General features: G+C 66.5%; 18 protein-coding genes. 10 read left to right on the top strand and 8 right to left on the bottom strand.

From position 1 onward, the window contains the following. The first annotated feature begins 9 nt into the window (after positions 1–9). Genes ACRARE_RS19040 through ACRARE_RS19020 form a run of 5 tightly spaced genes read left to right on the top strand, consistent with a single transcriptional unit; the run spans position 10 to position 5640 of the window. Positions 10–453, top strand: coding sequence for a tripartite tricarboxylate transporter TctB family protein (locus ACRARE_RS19040; protein ID WP_432658048.1), 444 nt, complete (start codon positions 10–12; stop codon positions 451–453). A gap of 7 nt (positions 454–460) precedes the next feature. Continuing rightward, on the top strand, positions 461–1993 hold the full coding sequence (locus tag ACRARE_RS19035) for a tripartite tricarboxylate transporter permease (RefSeq protein ID WP_432658047.1): 1533 nt from the start codon (positions 461–463) through the stop codon (positions 1991–1993). A gap of 1 nt (position 1994) precedes the next feature. Continuing rightward, positions 1995–4073 (top strand): 3-hydroxyacyl-CoA dehydrogenase NAD-binding domain-containing protein, encoded by a 2079-nt coding sequence (locus ACRARE_RS19030; RefSeq protein ID WP_432658046.1) that lies wholly within the window; start codon positions 1995–1997, stop codon positions 4071–4073. 5 nt (positions 4074–4078) lie between these two features. After that, positions 4079–5245: an acetyl-CoA acetyltransferase gene (locus ACRARE_RS19025; RefSeq protein WP_432658045.1), complete on the top strand. Its 1167-nt coding sequence runs from the start codon at positions 4079–4081 to the stop codon at positions 5243–5245. After that, complete coding sequence (locus ACRARE_RS19020; RefSeq protein WP_432658044.1) at positions 5242–5640, top strand: Zn-ribbon domain-containing OB-fold protein; 399 nt, start codon at positions 5242–5244, stop codon at positions 5638–5640. Before ACRARE_RS19025 ends, ACRARE_RS19020 begins: the two co-directional genes overlap by 4 nt. Before the next feature lie 141 nt (positions 5641–5781). Here the strand turns inward: ACRARE_RS19020 and ACRARE_RS19015 are convergent, their stop codons facing one another. From ACRARE_RS19015 to ACRARE_RS18980, 8 genes are all read right to left on the bottom strand, one after another. Next, positions 5782–7257, bottom strand: coding sequence for an aldehyde dehydrogenase family protein (locus ACRARE_RS19015; RefSeq protein WP_432658043.1), 1476 nt, complete (start codon positions 7255–7257; stop codon positions 5782–5784). 13 nt (positions 7258–7270) lie between these two features. Continuing rightward, on the bottom strand, positions 7271–7984 hold the full coding sequence (locus ACRARE_RS19010) for an ABC transporter ATP-binding protein (RefSeq protein ID WP_432658042.1): 714 nt from the start codon (positions 7982–7984) through the stop codon (positions 7271–7273). Continuing rightward, complete coding sequence (locus ACRARE_RS19005; RefSeq protein ID WP_432658041.1) at positions 7974–8747, bottom strand: ABC transporter ATP-binding protein; 774 nt, start codon at positions 8745–8747, stop codon at positions 7974–7976. The genes ACRARE_RS19010 and ACRARE_RS19005 overlap by 11 nt, the downstream gene beginning before the upstream one ends. Then, on the bottom strand, positions 8744–9712 hold the full coding sequence (locus tag ACRARE_RS19000; protein ID WP_432658040.1) for a branched-chain amino acid ABC transporter permease: 969 nt from the start codon (positions 9710–9712) through the stop codon (positions 8744–8746). Before ACRARE_RS19000 ends, ACRARE_RS19005 begins: the two co-directional genes overlap by 4 nt. Then, positions 9709–10572 carry a branched-chain amino acid ABC transporter permease gene (locus ACRARE_RS18995; protein WP_010142002.1) on the bottom strand — a complete coding sequence of 288 codons (864 nt, stop codon included), beginning with the start codon at positions 10570–10572 and terminating at the stop codon, positions 9709–9711. The genes ACRARE_RS19000 and ACRARE_RS18995 overlap by 4 nt, the downstream gene beginning before the upstream one ends. Before the next feature lie 66 nt (positions 10573–10638). Then, on the bottom strand, positions 10639–11805 hold the full coding sequence (locus tag ACRARE_RS18990; protein ID WP_432658039.1) for an ABC transporter substrate-binding protein: 1167 nt from the start codon (positions 11803–11805) through the stop codon (positions 10639–10641). 23 nt (positions 11806–11828) lie between these two features. After that, positions 11829–12716 (bottom strand): alpha/beta fold hydrolase, encoded by an 888-nt coding sequence (locus tag ACRARE_RS18985; RefSeq protein WP_432658038.1) that lies wholly within the window; start codon positions 12714–12716, stop codon positions 11829–11831. Then, the gene (locus tag ACRARE_RS18980; RefSeq protein ID WP_432658037.1) at positions 12713–13090 is read right to left on the bottom strand and encodes a hypothetical protein; all 378 of its coding nucleotides are present in this window, start codon (positions 13088–13090) and stop codon (positions 12713–12715) included. Before ACRARE_RS18980 ends, ACRARE_RS18985 begins: the two co-directional genes overlap by 4 nt. Before the next feature lie 178 nt (positions 13091–13268). On the opposite strand from ACRARE_RS18980, the gene ACRARE_RS18975 reads away from it, so the two are divergent. The 5 genes from ACRARE_RS18975 (at position 13269) to ACRARE_RS18955 (ending at position 19502) form a co-directional block, all read left to right on the top strand. Beyond that, positions 13269–14231: an SMP-30/gluconolactonase/LRE family protein gene (locus ACRARE_RS18975; protein ID WP_432658036.1), complete on the top strand. Its 963-nt coding sequence runs from the start codon at positions 13269–13271 to the stop codon at positions 14229–14231. Beyond that, on the top strand, positions 14228–15127 hold the full coding sequence (locus ACRARE_RS18970) for an NAD(P)-dependent oxidoreductase (protein WP_432658035.1): 900 nt from the start codon (positions 14228–14230) through the stop codon (positions 15125–15127). The genes ACRARE_RS18975 and ACRARE_RS18970 overlap by 4 nt, the downstream gene beginning before the upstream one ends. After that, positions 15127–16512, top strand: coding sequence for an FAD-dependent tricarballylate dehydrogenase TcuA (tcuA, locus tag ACRARE_RS18965; protein ID WP_432658034.1), 1386 nt, complete (start codon positions 15127–15129; stop codon positions 16510–16512). The genes ACRARE_RS18970 and tcuA overlap by 1 nt, the downstream gene beginning before the upstream one ends. Next, positions 16502–17608 carry a tricarballylate utilization 4Fe-4S protein TcuB gene (tcuB, locus tag ACRARE_RS18960; protein ID WP_432658033.1) on the top strand — a complete coding sequence of 369 codons (1107 nt, stop codon included), beginning with the start codon at positions 16502–16504 and terminating at the stop codon, positions 17606–17608. Before tcuA ends, tcuB begins: the two co-directional genes overlap by 11 nt. Positions 17609–18398: 790 nt before the next feature. After that, entirely contained in the window at positions 18399–19502 is a 1104-nt protein-coding gene (locus ACRARE_RS18955) for a hypothetical protein (RefSeq protein WP_432658032.1), read from the top strand. Positions 19503–19548 lie beyond the last annotated feature (46 nt).

Genomic DNA, 19548 nt, shown 5'->3' with positions numbered 1-19548 from the left:
GAGCCGAACATGTCGAGACAAATCAACTGGCCAGAGCTTCTGGCCGCACTGGCGCTTGGGGCCCTCGGGGCCTTCATGGTTCTAGAAGGCAGCGAGTTTTCCCTGGGATCGCTGAAACGGATGGGGCCCGGCTACATGCCGGTCGCCATCGGCGTGGCGCTGATCGGGTTTTCCGCAGGCCTGGTGATCGAAAGCGGCTTTGCCGCCCGCAGGCCCTTTCCCTTCGGCTGGCGCCCGGTGCTGGCGGTCTCGGTGGCGATGCTGTTCTTCGCTGTCGCCGCGCGACCCCTCGGCCTCATTCCCGCGACCCTGGGGGTCGTCATGCTGGCAGCCATCGCCGATGCCCCGTTCCGTCCGCTGCGCGCCGCGCTCGCCGGGCTGGTGATCGCAGCCCTGGGTTACCTGGTCTTCGTCGTCGGGCTGCGCATCTCCCTCAATCCTTTCTGGTGGTGACCGCGACATGCTCGATTCTCTCACGCAAGGCTTCGCGGCGGCCCTCAGCCTGGACGCCCTCCTGTTCTGCTTCATCGGGGTCACCGTCGGCACCTTCGTCGGCGTGCTTCCGGGCCTCGGGGCGCTGACCGCCATCTCGATGCTGCTGCCCCTGACCTACTACCTCGACCCGATGGTCGGCCTGATCATGCTGGCGGGGATCTTCTACGGTGCGCAATACGGCAGTTCGACCGCGGCCATCCTGCTGAACATCCCAGGCACCGCCACGGCGGCGATCACCTGCCTCGACGGCTACCCCATGGCCCGCAACGGGCGCGCCGGGGTGGCGCTGTTCATGACCTCGATCGCCAGCTTCGCGGGCGGGGTCTTTGCCATCTGCGCGCTGATGCTCTTCACCCCGGCGCTGTCGCAACTCGCCCTCAGCTTCAACTCGGCCGAGTATTTCGCCGCCATGTTCCTGGGCCTGATCGCTGCCTCGACCCTGGGCGTCGGATCACCGCTGAAGGGGCTGGCCATGGTGGTTCTGGGCCTGGCCCTGGCCATCCCGGGCACCGACATCAACTCGGGCCAGATGCGGTTCACCTTCGGCTATTTCGAGATGGCCGAGGGGTTCCAGCTGGTGGCCATCGCCATGGGCCTTTTCGGCGTCTCCGAGATCCTGACGATGCTGATCCGCCGTGAACGCCCGAAGGTGCTAGCCAAGCACATCACCTATCGCTCGATGCTGCCCACCCGCGAGGACTGGTCGCGTTTCTCCTGGCCAGCGGCGCGCGGCGCCGTCATCGGCTCGATCATCGGCGCCCTGCCCGGCTCTGGCCCGTCGATGGCCACCTTCGTCTCCTACGCGGTCGAACGCCGCGCGGCGAAGGATCCCTCCCGCTTCGGCAAGGGCGCGGTCGAGGGGATCGTGGCGCCGGAATCGGCCAACAACGCCTCGGTGCAGGCGGCCTTCATCCCGACGCTCAGCCTGGGCGTGCCGGGCGATGCGGTCATGGCCATCCTGCTGGGGGCGCTGATGATCCACGGCATCATCCCGGGCCCCGAGTTCATCGACCAGCAGCCGCGCCTGTTCTGGGGCCTGGTGGCCAGTTTCTGGATCGGCAACATCGCCCTGCTGGTGCTGAACGTGCCGTTGATCGGGCTGTGGATCCGGCTGCTCTCGGTGCCCTACCGCATCCTCTATCCGACCATGCTCTTCCTGATCTGCATCGGGGTCTACTCGGTCCGGGGCAATGGCTTCGACGTCGGCGTCACCCTGGCCTTCGGCCTTATCGGGATGGTGATGAACCTGCTGAACTACCCGACCGCGCCGGTGCTGCTCGGCTTCATCCTGGGGCCGCTGATCGAAGAGCATTTCAAGCGCGCCCTGCTGGTGTCGCGCGGCGACCTGGCGATCTTCATCGAGCGCCCGATCAGCGCCGGGCTGCTGATCTGCGCCGCGCTGATGCTGGCCCTGTCCATCTGGCAGGCCCTCTACGCCCGGCGCAGACGACTGGCCCGCGAGGCGGCGGCCAGCACCGAACAAACTGAAGGCAACTGACATGACACAAGACTACGTGAGTTTCGAGCGCGACGGCGAGATCGCCGTTCTGGTGATCGACAACCCGCCGGTAAATGCCATGGGCCACGAGGTGCGGACCGCGCTGTCCGCCCGACTGGACGCGATCGAGGCGGACGACAGCCTGCGCGGGGTGGTCCTGATGGGCACCGGGCGGACCTTCTGCGCCGGTGCCGACATCCGCCAGCTCGCGGCACCGCCGGTCGAACCGACCTCTCCCGAGCTGTTCCTGCGGATCGAGGCCATGGCAAAGCCGGTGGTCGCGGCCCTGCACGGGCCGGTGCTGGGCGCCGGGTTCGAACTGGCCCTGGCCTGCGCGGGGCGCGTCGCGGCGCCGGATGCGGAACTTGGTCTGCCCGAGGTCAAGCTGGGCCTGATCCCCGGCGCGGGCGGCACCTTCCGCCTGCCCGCCGTGATCGGTGCCGTCGCCGCGCTGGACCTGATCGCAGGCGCCCGGCGCATCTCTGCCGCCGAGGCCCTGGACCTTGGCCTGCTCAGCGACGTGGCGGCCGATCGCGCCGACCTGCGCCGCACCGCACTCGCCTGTGCCCGCGACCTTTTCGATGCGCCACGCAGTGCGCCCGGCGCCGCCCTGGGCCCGCGCGCCGATTTCGAGGTCGCCGCTGAACGCCTGCTGAAACGCGCCCGGGGCGCCGAGGCGCCGCACCTGCTGGTCGAGGCCATCGGCAATGCCTTCAGCCTTCGGGGCCGCGCCGCGCAGGAGGCCGAGCAGGCCCTGTTCCAGCGGCTGCGCGAGGGCCCGCAATCCGCCGCGATGCGTCATCTGTTCTTCGCCGAACGCGCCGCCGCCAGGCTGCCCGACGGCCTGACCGGCACCGCCGCAAAGATCACCCGCGCGGCGGTGATCGGGGCGGGCACCATGGGCGGCGGGATCGCCATGTGCTTTGCCGACGCGGGCCTGCCCGTGACCCTGATCGACAAAAGCGCAGAGGGCCTTGGCGCAGGCCTGGACCGGATCCGCAAGAACTACGAGATCTCGGTGAAGCGCGGGCGCCTCAGCCCCTCCGAGGCCGAGGCACGGATGGCCCGCATCCGCCCGGCCCAGACACTGGAGGCCGCAGGGCAGGCCGATCTGGTGATCGAGGCCGTCTTCGAGGACATGGCGCTGAAGCGGCAGCTGTTCCGGGAACTGGACGGCCTTTTGGCACCCGGGGCCGTGCTGGCCACCAACACCTCTTCGCTCGACATCGACGAGATGGCGGCGGCGACCGGCCGCCCGCAGCGCGTGGTCGGGTTGCACTTCTTCTCGCCCGCCAACGTGATGACCCTGCTCGAGGTGGTGCGCGGCGCAAGGACCGATGCCGACACCCTGGCCACGGCGCTGGCGCTGGCCGCCGCCCTGGGCAAGCAGGCGGTGATCGTCGGCAACTGCCCCGGCTTCGTCGGCAACCGCATCCTGCGGCAACGCCACCACCAGGCGGAACAGCTGCTGCAACAGGGCGCCCGCCCCGAGGCGGTGGACCGCGTCATCACCACCTTCGGCATGGCCATGGGCCCGTTCCAGATGGCCGACCTGGCCGGGCTGGACGTCGCCCGCATGGTGCGCCGGGGCCAGGGCTATGCCCTGCCGGTGGCCGATGCGCTCTGCGAGCTCGGCCGTTTCGGGCAGAAGACCGGCAAGGGCTACTACCTCTACGAGGACGGGCGCACGCCCCGCCCCGATCCGCAGGTCGATCAGCTTATCGCCGAAATATCGGACCGGCTTGGTGCGCCGCAACGCGACTTCACCGACGACGAGATCCGCGCCCGCATCTTCTACCCGATGGTGAACGAGGCGGCGCGCATCCTGGACGAGGGGATCGCCGCCCGCCCCTCGGACATCGACGTGACCTATGTGCATGGCTACGGCTTCCCGGCCTGGCGCGGCGGGCTGATGTACTGGGCCGATGGCGAGGGCCTGGACGCCGTGGCCCGCGCCCTGGCGGCCTGGGCCGACGAAACCGGCGAAGACCGCCTGCGCCCGGCCCCGCTGCTAGAGCGGCTGGCCCGCGAAAACCGGACCTTCGCCGACTGGCAAGCCGACAGAAACAAGGAGAGCTGATCACCATGGGAAAGAACTTCAGGGACGGGGTGGTGATCGCCGGCGTCGCCGAAAGCGAGGTTGGCGTCCTGCCCCACAGGACAGAGCTGCAACTGCACGCCCAGGCGGCCAGCCGGGCGCTGGCCGATGCCGGGATGACCCTGGCCGATGTGGACGGCGTGCTGTCCATCGGCTCGTCCCGCGGCACGCGGATGCCCTCGGTGCAGGTGGCGGAATACCTCGGCATCACCCCGAACTTCAGCGACTCCAGCTCTCTCGGGGGCTGTTCCTTCGAGGCCTATGTCCAGCACGCGGCCCTGGCCATCGACGCGGGCCTCTGCACCACCTGCCTGATCACCTACGGATCGACGCAGCGCAGCTCGGGCGCGGGCTTTGGCGGCGGGGCCGATCCCTGGCTGGCCTCGACCCAGTTCGAAGGGCTCTGGGGCCTGCCGATGATGACCGGCGCCTATGCCCTTGCCGCCTCTCGCCACATGCACCTTTACGGTACCACGCGGGAACAGCTGGCCGAGGTTGCCGTGGCCGCCCGCAAATGGGCGCAGCTGAATCCCCAGGCGCCCCGGCATGAGGACCTCAGCATCGGGGACGTGCTCTCGGCGCCGATGATCGCCACGCCGCTTGGCAAGTTCGACTGCTGCCTGGTGACCGATGGCGGCGGCGCCGTGGTGGTGACCAAAGCCGACCGGGCCCGCGATCTGCCCAGGGCGCCTGCCTGGCTCTGGGGTTCGGCCGAGACCCACACCCATGCCTCGATCGCCAACATGCCCGACCTGACCGTCACCCCCGCCGCGATCACCGGCCCGGCCGCCCTGAAAAGCGCGGGCGTGACCCCGGCGGACATGGATCTGGCGATGATCTACGACAGCTTCACCATCACGGCGCTGATGAGCCTGGAGGACCTCGGGTTCTGCAAGAAGGGGGAAGGCGGCGCCTTCGTCTCGGACGGGCGCATCGCCCCCGGCGGCGATTTCGCCATGAACACCCAGGGCGGCGGGCTCAGCTACACCCATCCCGGCATGTACGGCATCTTCCTGATCGTCGAGGCGGTGCGCCAGATCCGCGGCGAGGCCGGGGCGCGCCAGGTGGCGACCGATCTTGCCCTCGTGCATGGCACCGGCGGCGCCCTGTCGGCCGGTTCCACCCTGATCCTCGGAAAGGAGGCCCGCCGATGAGCAACAGACCCGTCCCCACCCCCGATGCCGAAACCGCCCCCTTCTGGCAGGGCGCGGAGGCCGGGCAACTGAAGATCCAGCGCTGCACCGCCTGCGATCACGCGATCTTCTATCCGCGCCTGGTCTGCCCCGCCTGCATGACCGAGGACCCCGCCTGGGTCGACGCCTCGGGGCAGGCCACCATCCACGCGCTGACCACGGTGCACCGCACCGGCCCCGCCTTCCGCGAGGACGTACCCTTTGCCGTCGCGCTGGTCGAACTGGCCGAGGGGCCGCGCATGATGACCCGCATCCTGTTGCAGCAGCCAGAGGCGCTGCGGATCGGCGATGCGGTGCAGGTGAGCTTCGTGCCGCAGCCCGAGGGGCCACCGCTGCCCTTCTTCATCCCCTGCTGACCCCGGGGGCCACAACGGAACAGGGGGCGGCGCCATGATCCGGCGCCGCCCCCTTTCTTTTCCCGCATCGCGCAACCGTCAGATTGCCGAAGATGCCCGGGACGCGGCCGCCAAGACGGCCACGTCCGCGACGGCCGCCCCTCAGACGGCCCAGTAGAGGCTTTTCATCTGCTGGTAGGCGCGCATCCCCTGGAGGCCCTTCTCGCGCCCCTGCCCCGACAGTTTGAAGCCACCGAAGGGGGCCGCAATGGACAGCTGCTTGTAGGTGTTGATCCAGACCGTCCCGGCCTCGAGGGCACGAGCGACCCGCCAGGCGCGACGATAGCTCTCGGTCCAGATCCCCGCCGCAAGGCCGAAATCGCTGTCATTGGCGGCGCCGACCAGTTCCGCCTCGTCCTCGAAGGTCATGAAGCAAAGCACCGGGCCGAAGATCTCTTCCTGGGCGATGGCGGCAGAGTTATCCAGCCCGCCAATGATCGTCGGCTGGAAATAGGCCCCCTCGGCGAAGGCCGCGCCCGCCGGGCGCTGGCCGCCAAAGAGGATCTCGCCCCCTGCCGCGACACCGGCCTGCACGAAACCCTCGACCCGCTCGCGATGCGCGAAGGACGACAGCGGACCGATCACGCTGGAGGGGTCGCTGGGCGGGCCAAGCCGCATCGCCCCGGCCGCCTCGATCAGCAGGGCGCGGAAGCGATCCGCCACCGAGGCCTCGACGAAAAGCCGCGAACCTGCGACGCAGGACTGACCGGTGCCGCTGAAGATCCCGTTGGCCACCGATTTGGCCGCGGCCTCCAGATCGGCATCGGCAAAGACGATATGCGGCGACTTGCCCCCCAGCTCCAGGATCATCGGCACCAGCCGGTCCGCCGCACCGCGGGCAATGCTTTGCCCGGTGGCGGTGCCGCCGGTAAAGCTGATCAGGCCGATCCCCGCATCCTCGACCAGCGCCACGGCGGTCTCGCGGCCACCGGCGATGACCGACAGCAGCCCCTCGGGCAGACCGGCCTCGACGACGCATTGCCCCAGGGCCAGGGTCACGAAAGAGGTTGTCTCTGCCGCCTTCAGCACCACCGCGTTGCCCGCCGCCAGGGCCGGGGCGATCTTCTGCGCGCCCATGGTCAGCGGAGAGTTCCAGGGGGTCAGGGCGGCCACCACGCCGACCGGTTCGTAGACCTGCATGGTGTAGTAGTCACCACGGGCGGGCGGCATCGCCTCTTCGCTGCATTCGCAGACGGCGGCGTAATAGCGGAAGATCCCCGCCGCCGACATGGCCTGGGCATGGCTTTCCTTGCGCGTCTTGCCGTTCTCGCTCATCTGGAGGACCGCAAGATGATCGGCCTGACGTTCGATCTCGTCGGCGGCGCGCGACAGGATGCGCGCCCGTTCGTGCGGTGGCAACTGGGACCAGCCGGTCCGGCGCAAGGCCGCGTGACCGGCGGCGATCGCCTCGGCCACCTGCGACGGAGCCGAGGTGCCGACACGCCCCAGACGCGCGCCCGTCGCCGGGTTCACCACATCCAGCGGCGGCCCGTCTCCGGGCACGGATCGCCCGGCAATCAGCAGATCCTGCACCTGGTCGGCCGGCGGAATCCTGGCCTCCTTCGCGAGAAGCGACATGTTCTGTTCCTTCTTAAGTTCCAAGGTAGGCGGCCCGGACCTCCGGGCTTTCCAAAAGCTCTCGGCCCGTGCCGGTAAGCACGACGCTGCCGGTTTCCAGCACCACGCCGGTGGCCGCGATCGACAGGGCCATCTGGGCGTTCTGTTCGACCAGCAGAACGGTCATCGACATGTCGCGGCTGATCTCCTCGATGATCACGGCAAGCTCGGCCACGATGATCGGCGCAATCCCCAGCGAGGGTTCGTCCAGCAGCAGGATCCGCGGCAGCGCCATCAGGGCGCGGCCAATGGCGCACATCTGCTGTTCCCCGCCCGAAAGCGAGCCCGCCAGTTGCCGCCGCCGTTCCTTCAGCCGCGGGAAATAGCCGTAGACCCGTTCCAGCATCTCGCGCCGCGCCGCCTTGTCGCGCACGGCATAGGACCCCATGATCAGGTTTTCCTCGACCGACAGCTGGCCAAACAGCCGCCGCCCCTCGGGCGAGAGCGCAACGCCGTGGCGCAGCGGATCGCCCGGGCGGGGCTGCAACAGTTCCTCGCCGACACGGATCTCGCCCTCGACGGGTTTCAGCAGGCCGCAGACCGACTTGAGCACCGTGCTCTTGCCGGCCCCGTTCGAGCCGACCAGCGCGGCCACCTGCCCCGCAGGCACGTCGAAACTGACGCCGTGCAGGGCCCGCACGGGCCCGTAGTTCACCACGAGGTTGCGGACGGAAAGATCACTGCGCATGGTCGACCCCCAGGTAGGCTTCGATGACTTTCGGGTCGTCGCGCACCTGAGCGGGCGCGCCCTCGGCGATCTTCTCGCCATGGTCCAGAACCACCAGATGGTCGCAGACCCGCATGATCAGCCGCATGTGGTGTTCGACGATCAGCACCGAGACCCCAAAGCCTTCGCGGATCTCGTTCAGCATGGAGCCGAAGCGGTCCACCTCGTCGGGATTGAGCCCTGCCGCCGGTTCGTCCAGCAGCAGCAACCCCGGCCGCGTGGCCAGGCCGATCGCCACGCCGAGGCGCTTTTGATGCCCATAGGCCAGCGTTCCGGCCTCGCGGTCGGCATGGTCGGCCAGATCCAGCGCCTCCATCACGTGTTCGACCGTATCGCGTGCCTCCTGCTCGGCCCGCCGGGCCGCCGCCCCGCCAAACAGCATCGCCCCCAGACCCAGCGGGTGACGCAGCAGCGCCCCGCGCAGGATGTTCTCGCGCACGGTCGCGGTCGGGAAGGTGGTGGCCGCCTGAAAGGTCCGTGCCAGCCCGTGCTCGACGATGCGGTGCGGCGGCAGCCCCGAGATGTCCTGATCCCGGAAGCGGATCGTGCCGGAGGTCGCCGGGAAGGTCCCGGTGATCAGGTTGAAACAGGTCGTCTTGCCCGCGCCATTGGGCCCGATCAGGCCGGTAATCGCGTCCCCGGCGACGGTGAAACTGACATCGGACAGGGCCGTCAAACCGCCGAAGCGCTTGGTCAGGCCGCCGATTTCCAGAAGCGTGCTCATGCCCGGCCTCCTTTACGTGCAAGCTGCGCCGGCAGACCTGCCAGGCCCTGCGGCAGGAACCGCAGCACCGCGATCAGGACCACGCCGTAGATGATGTGCTGATACTCGACCGCGCCGCGCAGGAACTCGGGCAGCGGTGTCAGGAAAAGCGCGCCGACCAGTGGCCCCCAAAGCGCCAGCCGTCCGCCCGTCACCAGCATGATCACGTAAGAGACCGAAAGCTGGAACCCGAAGGTCTCGGGCGAGATGAAGCCGACGTAATGGGCCAGGAAGGCCCCCGCGAAACCGGCGATCGCGCTGCCGATGGTAAAGGCAAGGGTCTGGGTCCGGGCAGTCGGGATGCCCGAGGCCTCGGCCAGGGCAAGGTTTTCTTCGACCGCGCCGAAGCGGCGGCCAAGCTGGCCTTTGCGGATCAGCACGAGCAGGCCCATGACCAGCGCAAGACAGACCAGCGCGAAGGGATAGACGGCCTCGTAGCTCGACAGGGTCAGGCCGAAGAGCGAGATCTTGGGAATGCCCGCGATGCCGCTCGATCCGCCCGAATATTCGGGGACCTCCAGCATGACCAGGCGGAACAGTTCGTTCAGCGCGAAGGTGATCAGAACGAAGTAGACACCGCGCAGCCGCAGCAGGGGGGCGCCGATCACGAAGGCCACGCCCCCTGCGACCAGCGCACCGGCCGGGAGTCCCAGCAGGACGGGCAGGCCCAGACGGGTGACCAGCAGCACCGAGGTATAGGCCCCGATCCCGGCGAAGGCGGCATGGGCAAGCGACAGCTGGCCGACCCAGGCGGTGACCGCAAGGCCCCCGGTCGCCATCGCCGAGATGCAGACCATGATCGCGATATGGAAGTGGAAGGTACTGCCGGTGATCCAGGGGATCAGGGCGACCGCCACCAGGGCCAAGGCCCAGAAGAACGCCATCAGCCGCGGGCCGGAGGCGGTGTGTGTGACTGCGGAGCTCATGCCTCAGCCCTCCCCAGAAGGCCGGCGGGACGCACCAGCAGCACGCCGATGACCAGCGCGAAGGTCACGATGTCGGCGGCCGAGGCGCTGACGAAGGACGAGGTGAAGCTTTCGATCAGCCCCAGCAGGATCGCCGCGAGGGCCGCACCCGGGATCGACCCGAGACCGCCGAGGATGACCACGATGAAGGCTTTCAGCAGCGGCGTCGCACCGATGAAGGGAGAGACCCCGAAAAGCGGCGCCATCAGGCCGCCCGCCACCGCGGCCAGGGCGATACCCAGGCCAAGACCCAGCGGATACATGATTTCCAGCCGCACCCCGAAGACCGCGGCAACCTCCTGGTCCTGGACCAGGGCGCGCAGCGCCCGCCCGTGCCGGGTGTGCATCAGGAACAGGTAGAAGATCAGCAGGATGACCAGGCCGATGCCAAGCGCGAGGGCCCGCGACTTGGGCACGATCAGCGCGCCCCACTTGAACACGCCCGAGACCATCGCCGGGAAGGCCTGCGGGTCGGGCCCGAAGAGGATCAGCGCCCCGTGTTGCAGGATCATCGCCAAGCCGAGCGAGGCGATCATCCCCGACAGTTCGTCATTGCGGAAGGGGCGGAAGACCAGGCGCTCGACCACCGCGCCCATGAGGATGGCAAAGACGATGGTCAGGGCCAGGGTCACCGGATAGGGCAGCCCCAGCCAGGTCACGCCGATCAGCGCGCAGAAGGCACCGATCATGTAGAATTCGCCATGCGCGAAATTGACAATGCGCATGACGCCGAAGGCCAGCGTGAAGCCGATCGCCATCAGAAGGTAAAGGGTTCCCAGGATCACGCCGTTGATCAGCGACTGGGCGATGAGGAAGCTCACGGAAGCCGGTCCTTATACATGAGGGGGCCGCGCACCGCACCTTGTCGGCGCGCGGCAGAAGGGCGCTTATTCGCAGCCCGCAGAGGTGCAGCGGGCGACGATCTCTTCCTGGCCGCCGGTCACCCGGGCGATGTAGAAGGGGCTGTCGAGCTGGTGGTCGATCCCGTAGCGCTCACCCCCCGTCCAGTTCATCGTGCCGAGGATGCCCTCGTAGTCCGAGAGGTTCTCGTAGGCGGTCTTCACCGCCTCGGTGTCCTCGACCGTGCCGGCGTCCTGCATTGCCTGGAACAGCATCTTGGTGCCGTCGTAGAAGAAGGGCGAGAAGCCGTTCATCGGCTCGTTGTAGGTCTCGACGTAGCGATCCTCGTAGGCCTTGGCGCTGGCCAGGCCGGGGTCGAAGGCCGAGTGGACGAACATCCCCTCGGTGGCCGCCTCGCCGGCGACGTTGACGATCTCTTGGGTGGCGGGACCGCCGGTGCGGATGATCACGCCTTCGAAGCCCAGGTCCCGGGCCTGCTGCACGATCTGCCCGGCGGTGACCGGAGAGTTGCCGTCCAGCTCGATCGCGTCCACACCCTGGGCGATGATGCGGGTCAGCAGCGGGATGAAGTCGACGCGGTCACGCTCGAAGAATTCGGTTGCCGCGAGGGTCGCACCCGCCTGCTCGTAGGCCCCGGCCAGGTCCTTCGCGATGGCTTCGCCGGTCTCGTCCTTGGGGAAAAGCGCGCCGACGGTCTTCACGTCCTGGGTGCGCACGATCCAGTCGATCTGCGGCTGCGCCACCTCTGCCGTGGTCGGGTTGGGGCGGAAGGTATACTGTTTCTCGGCCGTCAGCGCCTGGGCGGTGAAACCCAGAGTCATGGTGATGACGCCGTTCGCCTCGGTAATCGGCTGGATCGCCAGGATCGGCGCCGAGCCGACGGTGCCGATGATGTATTTCACCTTGTCCTCGAAGACGAGGCGATTGGCGGCGGTCACCGCCTCATTGGCCTTGTAGCTGTCGTCATAGGCGATGATCTCGACCTGGTAGCTGGTGCCGCCGACCTCGAGGCCACCGGCCGCGTTGACGTCCTCGGCGGCCAGCTCGGCGGCGCGTTTCATGCCGTTGCCCCAGCTCGCGCCAGCGCCGGACATGGTCACAAGCGCGCCGATCTTCAGGGTCTCCTGCGCCATGGCGCCCGTCGCGACCATCGCGAGGGCCGAAGCCGCCGCGAGAATTGTCGTCCGTTTCATGTGTAGTCTCCTCCCGTGTGTCATCACGTTTCTTGGTTCGCCTCGGCGCCCTGCGCCGTGGGAACCGGCCCCGATATCTCTTCCAGGATCGGGGTCAGGCTGCGGGCGAACTGCCCGTAGTTCTCGCTCATCGGAAAATGGCCAAGCCGTTCCATCACCACCGCCTGGCAACCGGGAATGGCCTCGGCGGTGGCGATCATGTCCTCGGGGCGGCATGAGAAATCGTATTCCCCCGCCATCAGCCACAGCGGACAGCGCGCGGTGTCGATCCGCGCGATGGTGTCGCGCAGGTCGCCGTCGACGCGGTAGAACCAGAGGTCGCCCTTGAAGACCCCCGGACCGCCCTGCATGTAATGCCACAGCGTCTCGTGCCGGTCCGCCGCGGGGCCGCCGGGCGCAATCAGGCCGGAAATCAGCGCCGCGCAGACCTCGCCGCCGTGCACATCGGGGCGGTGCAGCCAATCGGTGTCGTACCAGGGATCCTGCCAGGCGGCGCCCTGGGCACCGATCAGCCCGCGGAACCTCTCGGGGTGATCGGCGGCCAGCTGAAGCACGATGCGGCCCCCGATCGAACACCCCAGAACCACCGGGCGGTCCAGGTCGAGCGCCGCGCAGACATCCAGGATCATCCCGACATAGGCCTCGGTGCTCAGGCGGTATTCCTCGTCCTGCCAGCCTTCGGGCGGACTGGACTTGCCATGCCAGGGCATGTCGAAGGCGATGACGCGGAAACGCGACGTGACGGCCTCGTCCAGCAGCAGGTCGCGATACTGCCGACCATCGGCCCCGGCCGTGTGCAGGCACAGCAGCGGAATGCCCTGCCCCGCTTCCTCGACATAAAGGCGATGCGGCCGGCCACCGATGTCCAGACGCAGGTAGCGCCCGGTGACGGGATCGAAACGCGGGCTCATGCCGCGGCCCTCGGCAGCGCAAGGATGTCCTTCAGCACCTGCAGGTGCCGCATGAAGGGGGCGAAATTGCCTTCGATCCGCATCCGCCCGTGGCGAACCATGCCGAGGATGTCGAAGGCATCCGGCGCCGGAACGGCCCGCCAGTGATCGGCCCAGGCCACAGGCGCGGCGCGCAGGGCGATATCCCAGCCCCGCATCGGCCCCTCGGCCGGAAGCACACTCAGCTGCCCCTTTTCAAGCTGTAGACGCAGCCCCTGCGACCCGGCCTCCAGCAACAGGACGACCCGAGCCCTTTCGGCCCGTCGGGCAATCTCGGGATGCCCGGCAAGAAGCGCCGGCAAACGCGTGAACGTGGCGATTATCTGATCGGTCATGTCCGCTCCACTGTTGCGCCTAACAGAACTAATGGTCTATTGAGTAGCGAGTCACAGATCGAGATTGCAAGATGAATTTTCCGAAAAATTTGGGAAACCTTGTCGAACAGCCCTTCCCAAGCCGAAGCGATCTCGACAAAAACAGAACAAATATACCGACTTTAAGGAGCTTCCCGACATGACTGACACGGCAGGCAAGCCGCTTCTCTCGGTCGATGACGTCACGCGCATCGGTCAGGGTCTGGACCGCCCGGAATCAGTTCACGTCACCGGCAACGGTGGCCTGGTCGTCTCGCACCGGGCGCGCGGGATCAGCCGGATCTCGCCCGAGGGTCAGGTCCAGACGCTGGGCCCCTCGCCTGCGGTGGCCAACGGCGCCGACCTGGTGCCGAACGGAATCGCGCCGCAGCCTGACGGCAGCGTGCTGATCGCCAATATCGGAGAGGGCGGCGGCATCTGGCGCCTCGGCCCGGACCAGAGCCTGACCTGCGAGGTCATGGAGGCCGAGGGCGTGCCCCTGGCGGCGGCGAACTTCGTGATGACCGACGACGCGGGCCGGATGTGGATCACCGTCAGCACCATCCAGCAACCGCGCTTCAACGCCTACTCGGACAAGGTCGCGGACGGGTTGATCGTGCTGGTCGAGAACGGCACGGCGCGAATCCTGGCGGATGACATCTGCTTTGCCAACGAATGCCGACTGACACCGGATGGCACGGGCCTTGTCATCTCCGAGACCTTCTCGCGCCGGATCACCCGTTTCGACCTCGGGCCGGACGGGCTAAGCAATCGCCGCACCATGGTGCAGTTCGGGCGGGGCGACTTCCCCGACGGGATCCGCTTCGACAGCGCCGGGAACCTCTGGGTCACCTGCATCGTCTCGAACCGGCTGTGGCGCGTGGCGCCGGACGGTCGGGCGGAACTGGTTCTGGAAGACTGCGACGACGACCTCGTCGACCGGGTCGAAAGCGCCCTGGCCGAAGGCCGCATGGGCCGCGAGCATTTCTACGACACCGGCCAGAGCCGCCTCGGCAACATCGCCTCGATCACCTTTTCCCAGGACGAGAGCCGCGCCTTCCTCGGCTCGCTTTGCGGCATCTCGATCCTGTCCATTCCCGTTCCCCAAGGAGAGCAAGCATGACCCCCAAGACCACCGCCTCTGCCCAGCCCGCGCACCTCGGCTTTGCCGGGCTCGGCGTGATGGGCGAGCCGATCTGCCGCAACATCCTGCTGAAGTCCGGCGCACCGATGCAGGTCTTCGATCTTTCCGCCGCGCCGGTCGCCCGGCTGGTCGGCCATGGCGCCCGCGCCGCCCAAAGCGTGGCCGCCATGGCCGCCGAGGTCGACATCCTGTTCCTGTCGCTGCCCGGCGGCGCCCAGGTTGAAAAGGTCGTCCGGGACGAGATCCTGCCCGCCGGCAAGGCCGGGCTGCTGGTGGTGGACATGTCCACCTCGCCCGTCGGCCTGTCCCGAGAGCTGTCCGAGGCGTTGCAGGAAAAGGGGATGCGCTTTGCCGATGCCCCGGTTGCCCGGACCCGGCAGGCGGCCGAGGACGGCACCCTGTCGATCATGGTCGGCGGCGCCGACGCGGATGTTGCCCTCATTCACCCGCTGCTGGCCCATGCGGCGACCGACATCACCCATTGCGGCCCGGTCGGCTGTGGCCAGGTGGTGAAGATCCTCAACAACATGGTGCTGTTTGAAACCGTGGTGGCCCTGTCCGAGGCCCTCAGCCTGGGCCGCGCCGCCGGGGTCGACAATGCCCTGTTGCTGGATACGCTGGCCAAGGGCTCGGCCGACAGTTTCGCCCTGCGCAACCACGGCATGAAGGCCATGCTGCCCGATGTCTTCCCCACCGGCGCCTTCCCGACCGATTATGCCCTGAAGGACGTCAGCTATGCGCTTGCTCTGGCCAGCCTGACCGGGTTCCGGGCGCACGGCGCAGAACTGGCAAAGGCCCGAATGGAGAAGGCCCAGGAGGCCGGGTTGGGCGACGCCTATTTCCCCGCCCTGATCCGCGTGATGGATCGCGCGTGATGGCGGTCTGGGATGTCCTGGTGGCCGGGGGTGGCAACGCCGCCCTCTGCGCCGCCATCGCCGCACGCCGCGCCGGACGCAGCGTCCTGGTGCTGGAGAAGGCGCCGAAATTCTATCGCGGCGGCAATACCCGGCACACGCGCAACATGCGCTGCGCCCATGACACGGCCACCGGCACGTTGACCGGCCCCTATACCGGCGACGAGTTCATGGAGGACCTGCTACGGGTGACCTCGGGCAATACCGACGAGACCCTGTCGCGGATGATGATCGACCGCTCTTACGAGATGCTGGACTGGATACAGCAGCAGGGCGTGCGCTTTCAGCCCTCGCTGGGCGGCACCCTCAGCCTCGGGCGGACCAACTCGTTCTTCCTCGGTGGCGGGCGTTCGATGCTGAACGCGCTTTACCGCACCGCCGAGGGGCTGGGCGTCGAGATCCGCTACGAGCACGAGGTGACCGAGGTCGAGATCGACGGCCCCAGCTTCCGAGCCGCGACGGTGACGACCCCCGCGGGCACGGCCCGGATCGAGGCCCGCAGCTTGATCGCCGCAAGCGGTGGCTTTCAGGCGGATATCGACTGGCTGAAACAGGGCTGGGGAGAGCGGGCCGAAAACTTCCTGATCCGCGGCACGCCCTACAACAAGGGCAGCCTGACCCGTGCGCTGATCGATAGTGGCGTTCGCCAGATCGGAGACGCCACCCAATGCCACGCCGTGGCCATCGACGCCCGGGCGCCGCAGTTCGACGGCGGCATCATAACCCGGCTTGACTGCGTGGTCTTCGGCATCGTGGTCAACAAGCACGCCAAGCGTTTCTACGACGAAGGAGAGGACATCTGGCCGAAGCGCTACGCCATCTGGGGACGCCTGGTGGCCGACCAGCCGGACCAGATCGCCTGGATCCTCTTCGACGCCCCCAACCTGGAGAAGTTCATGCCCTCCCTCTTCCCGCCGGTCGAGGCCGGCAGCATCGCCGCGCTTGCGCAGAAGCTCTCGCTCGACCCGGCGCAGTTGGTCGAGACCGTCGAGAGCTTCAACGACTGCGTCGTCGGCGGGCGCCCCTTCAACCACGTCGAACCCGACGGCAACCGCACCGAAGGGCTGACGCCCGAAAAGAGCAACTGGGCACAACGCATCGAGACCGCGCCGTTCTACGCCTACCCCGTGCGGCCCGGGATCACCTTCACCTACCTCGGGGTCCGCGTCGATGATCGCGCGCGCATGGTGATGCAGGATGGCCAACCGGCCGAGAACATGTTCGCGGCCGGAGAGATCATGGCCGGCAATGTACTGGGCCAGGGCTACGCCGCCGGCATCGGCATGACCATCGGCGCCGTTTTCGGACGTCTGGCCGGAGAGGGAGCCGCCGCCCATGTCGCATAGCACCCCCGCCCTGACCGAGGCGGACCGCCTGATGACGGTCTGCAATTCCTGCCGCTATTGCGAGGGGCTCTGCGCCGTCTTCCCGGCGATGGAGCTGAAGCGATCCTTCAGCGACGGCGACCTCAACTACCTCGCCAACCTCTGCCACAACTGCGGCGCCTGCTACCACGACTGCCAGTTCACCCCGCCGCATGAATTCGCGGTCAACGTGCCCGGCACGCTGGCGCAGGTCCGCGTCGAAAGCTACGCCCATTATGCCTGGCCGCGGGCGGCCAGACCGCTTTTCGCCCGTCACGGCACGGCGCTTGCCATCGGCATGACCCTGATCACCGCGCTGTTCCTCCTCGGCTTTGTCGCGGCGAACGAGCCCGGGGCGCTGCTGACGGCGCATCTGGACGATGCCAGGTTCTACGCCTTGTTGCCGCACGAAGCGATGGTCGCCCTCTTCGGCGCCGCGTTCCTGTGGATGCTGATGGCCGTCTTCATGGGCGCCCGGGCCTTCTGGCGCGACACCGGCACGCCGCAGACGGGCCTTGCCGATCATACCCGGGCGAGCCTTGATGCCGCGCAGCTGCGCTATCTCGACGGTGGCGGAATGGGCTGCTTCAACGAGGACGATCAGCCCACCGACCGGCGGCGGCTCTGGCATCACTTCACCTTCTACGGCTTTCTGCTCTGCCTGGGGGCGACCTCCCTGGCGACCGTCTACCACTACGTTTTCGGCTGGCAGGCGCCCTATGCCTGGCACAGTGGCCCGGCGCTTCTGGGGATCGCCGGCGGGATCGGCCTTGTCATCGGCCCCCTGGGCCTGCTGAGCGCAAAGCGAAGCCGCATGACAGAGCTGGGCGCGGAAGGGTTCCGCGGCATGGAGGTTGGCTTTGTCCTGATACTGCTGCTGACCGGCGCCAGCGGCCTGGCCCTGAGGGTTCTGGGCGAGACGGCCCTGCTTGGCCCCCTGCTGGCCCTGCATCTTGGGGCGGTGCTCACCTTCTTCCTGAGTATGCCCTACGGCAAGTTCGTGCACGGCCTCTATCGCTATCTCGCGCTCTCGCGCCATGCCCGCGACATGCGGATCGCCTTGGCACCGAAGCGATAACCCAGCAAGCCGGGGGGCTATGCCTCCCGGCTTTGGCGCGCTGCCCCCAAAGACCGGCAACCTGCGGCCCTTCGCCGATCCGCGGCTTGCAGCGGGCGACATGCCGCGATGCGCCGCCGCAGTATCCTGCAGCCCCTGCCCTGGGCCTTTCTCCAATTGGCCCGGCACGACACTGTCGCCCCCTCACCGATCAGGCGCATTCAACCCAGATCTTCTGCCCCCCGGTGGCGGCATCCGTCCTCGCTGGTGTGGCGGGGCATATTTGGCGCGACTTCCGGGCGGGGCTCTCGACTTGAAGGCAAGGAGACGGACCCGCCTCTTGCTTCGCCGTTCGGTTCGACAGGGGGCAAACGCCGCGAAACACCTGTCAGGAATAGAAAAAGGCCGCCCGAGGCGACCTATTCAAAACCACTGAACATGCATGGTGGCGGAGACGAAGTCCGCCATAAATTACTGCTATAAATCAATAAATTTTCAGAAACGCCACCGCACCCCCCATCCAACCCAACAAAAGGTGACGACCTCAGAGCGCCCGGATCATGACCCTCAGATAGTCGTCCCGACTTTCACCGTCCGAACCCGAGGCAGCGCCATTTCTCTCAGGTGTAGACCTCCTTGCCACCTGTGCTTCTTGAAGCGTTCTTCCCAAGGAATGTCGCACTTTCATGTACTCGATAGACATACTTGCTTATCCCTTCAATTAGATGCCAAGATCGAACGAACAGCTCGAACATACTTTTCGGCACCTCCCTCAGAGAGGTACTTGTCAAACAATTGAGAAGGTGACGCCTTGAAGAAGGTTCTCTTTGCATTCCTAGTCTCTGCAATCGTTTTGCCCCAAAGCAGCTCAGCCGAAAGCCTCGAAGACGTCGAAAATTCTTTGGAAACAGCTCGACATCTCTATGGGGACTATGAATTTGACAAAGCCGACAGAATTCTATGGGATATTTTCCTAGAAGGAGAAGCTTCCGGAGCATCGACGCTTCAGATCGCAAAAGCGGCGGACCTACTCGCAAACCAACACGGCCCCCATGACCACAAAGAGTATCTCTATTTACTCACGTGGGCGTCTGAAGCAGGCTATCCTAAGTCGATGGGCCGTTTGGCGCGAGAGGTACTTTATACATACCGCACGTCTAAGTCAGGTGACGACCTGATCGAGAAGCTTTTGATGTATCCAAAATTTTTCTCTAAAGATTCAGCCCTCTCCCTCCTTAAGGACGCTGCCCAAAGGAAAGACCCTGACTCTATGAGGGCGATCGCAGGATTCTATAGCTCAGGTTCTAACGGCTTCCTTCTCGACCCACGGAAGGCCCAAGAGCTAGAGACTGAAGCTCTTGCGAGAGAGGTGGAAATTGGAAGCACCGAAGACTTCCGCATCCTAATTAAAGCCGCACGTGAAAATCTAAAGGCAGGAGGGGACGCGTCAACATCAAACAGGATGGTATATGAAGCGATAAAGTTTGGCTATTCTCAACCTCTCGGCATAGACGCGGACACCGCCTACTCGATCGCCGCATATTATCGAGTGTACTACACAGAAAACAGAGCCGACGCGATTAACGGAGAATATCGATGGCGCCTCTACGGCTTGAAGTCTCAAGGGGAATTCAATCGAGCATATCGGCTAGAGCAACTAGGTGACTTCTTCTCTGGCGGCACCAGCTACTCCAGCCAGAATGAAACTAGCCCCATAGACATAACTATTGCTCACGCAATTTACAATTACGCGGGCACACTTAGCCCAAACCCCTCACTTAGAGAGAAGAGAGATTCCGCAACAAAGAAAATGAGCACAGAACAAGTTTCTGCCGCCATGGACATTGCTCGGCACTGTACAGAGAGAGGATTTATTTTGTGTTTGGACGCCATCGACCACGTCTACTCCAAGTAAACCTCAGCTCTGAGAACGCAAGCAGTTCGCACTGCCCTCACGAGGC

This window comes from Pseudooceanicola aquaeponti (genome assembly GCF_050897975.1).
Classification (GTDB): domain Bacteria; phylum Pseudomonadota; class Alphaproteobacteria; order Rhodobacterales; family Rhodobacteraceae; genus Pseudooceanicola.
This window is presented reverse-complemented; position numbering and strand designations above follow the sequence as displayed.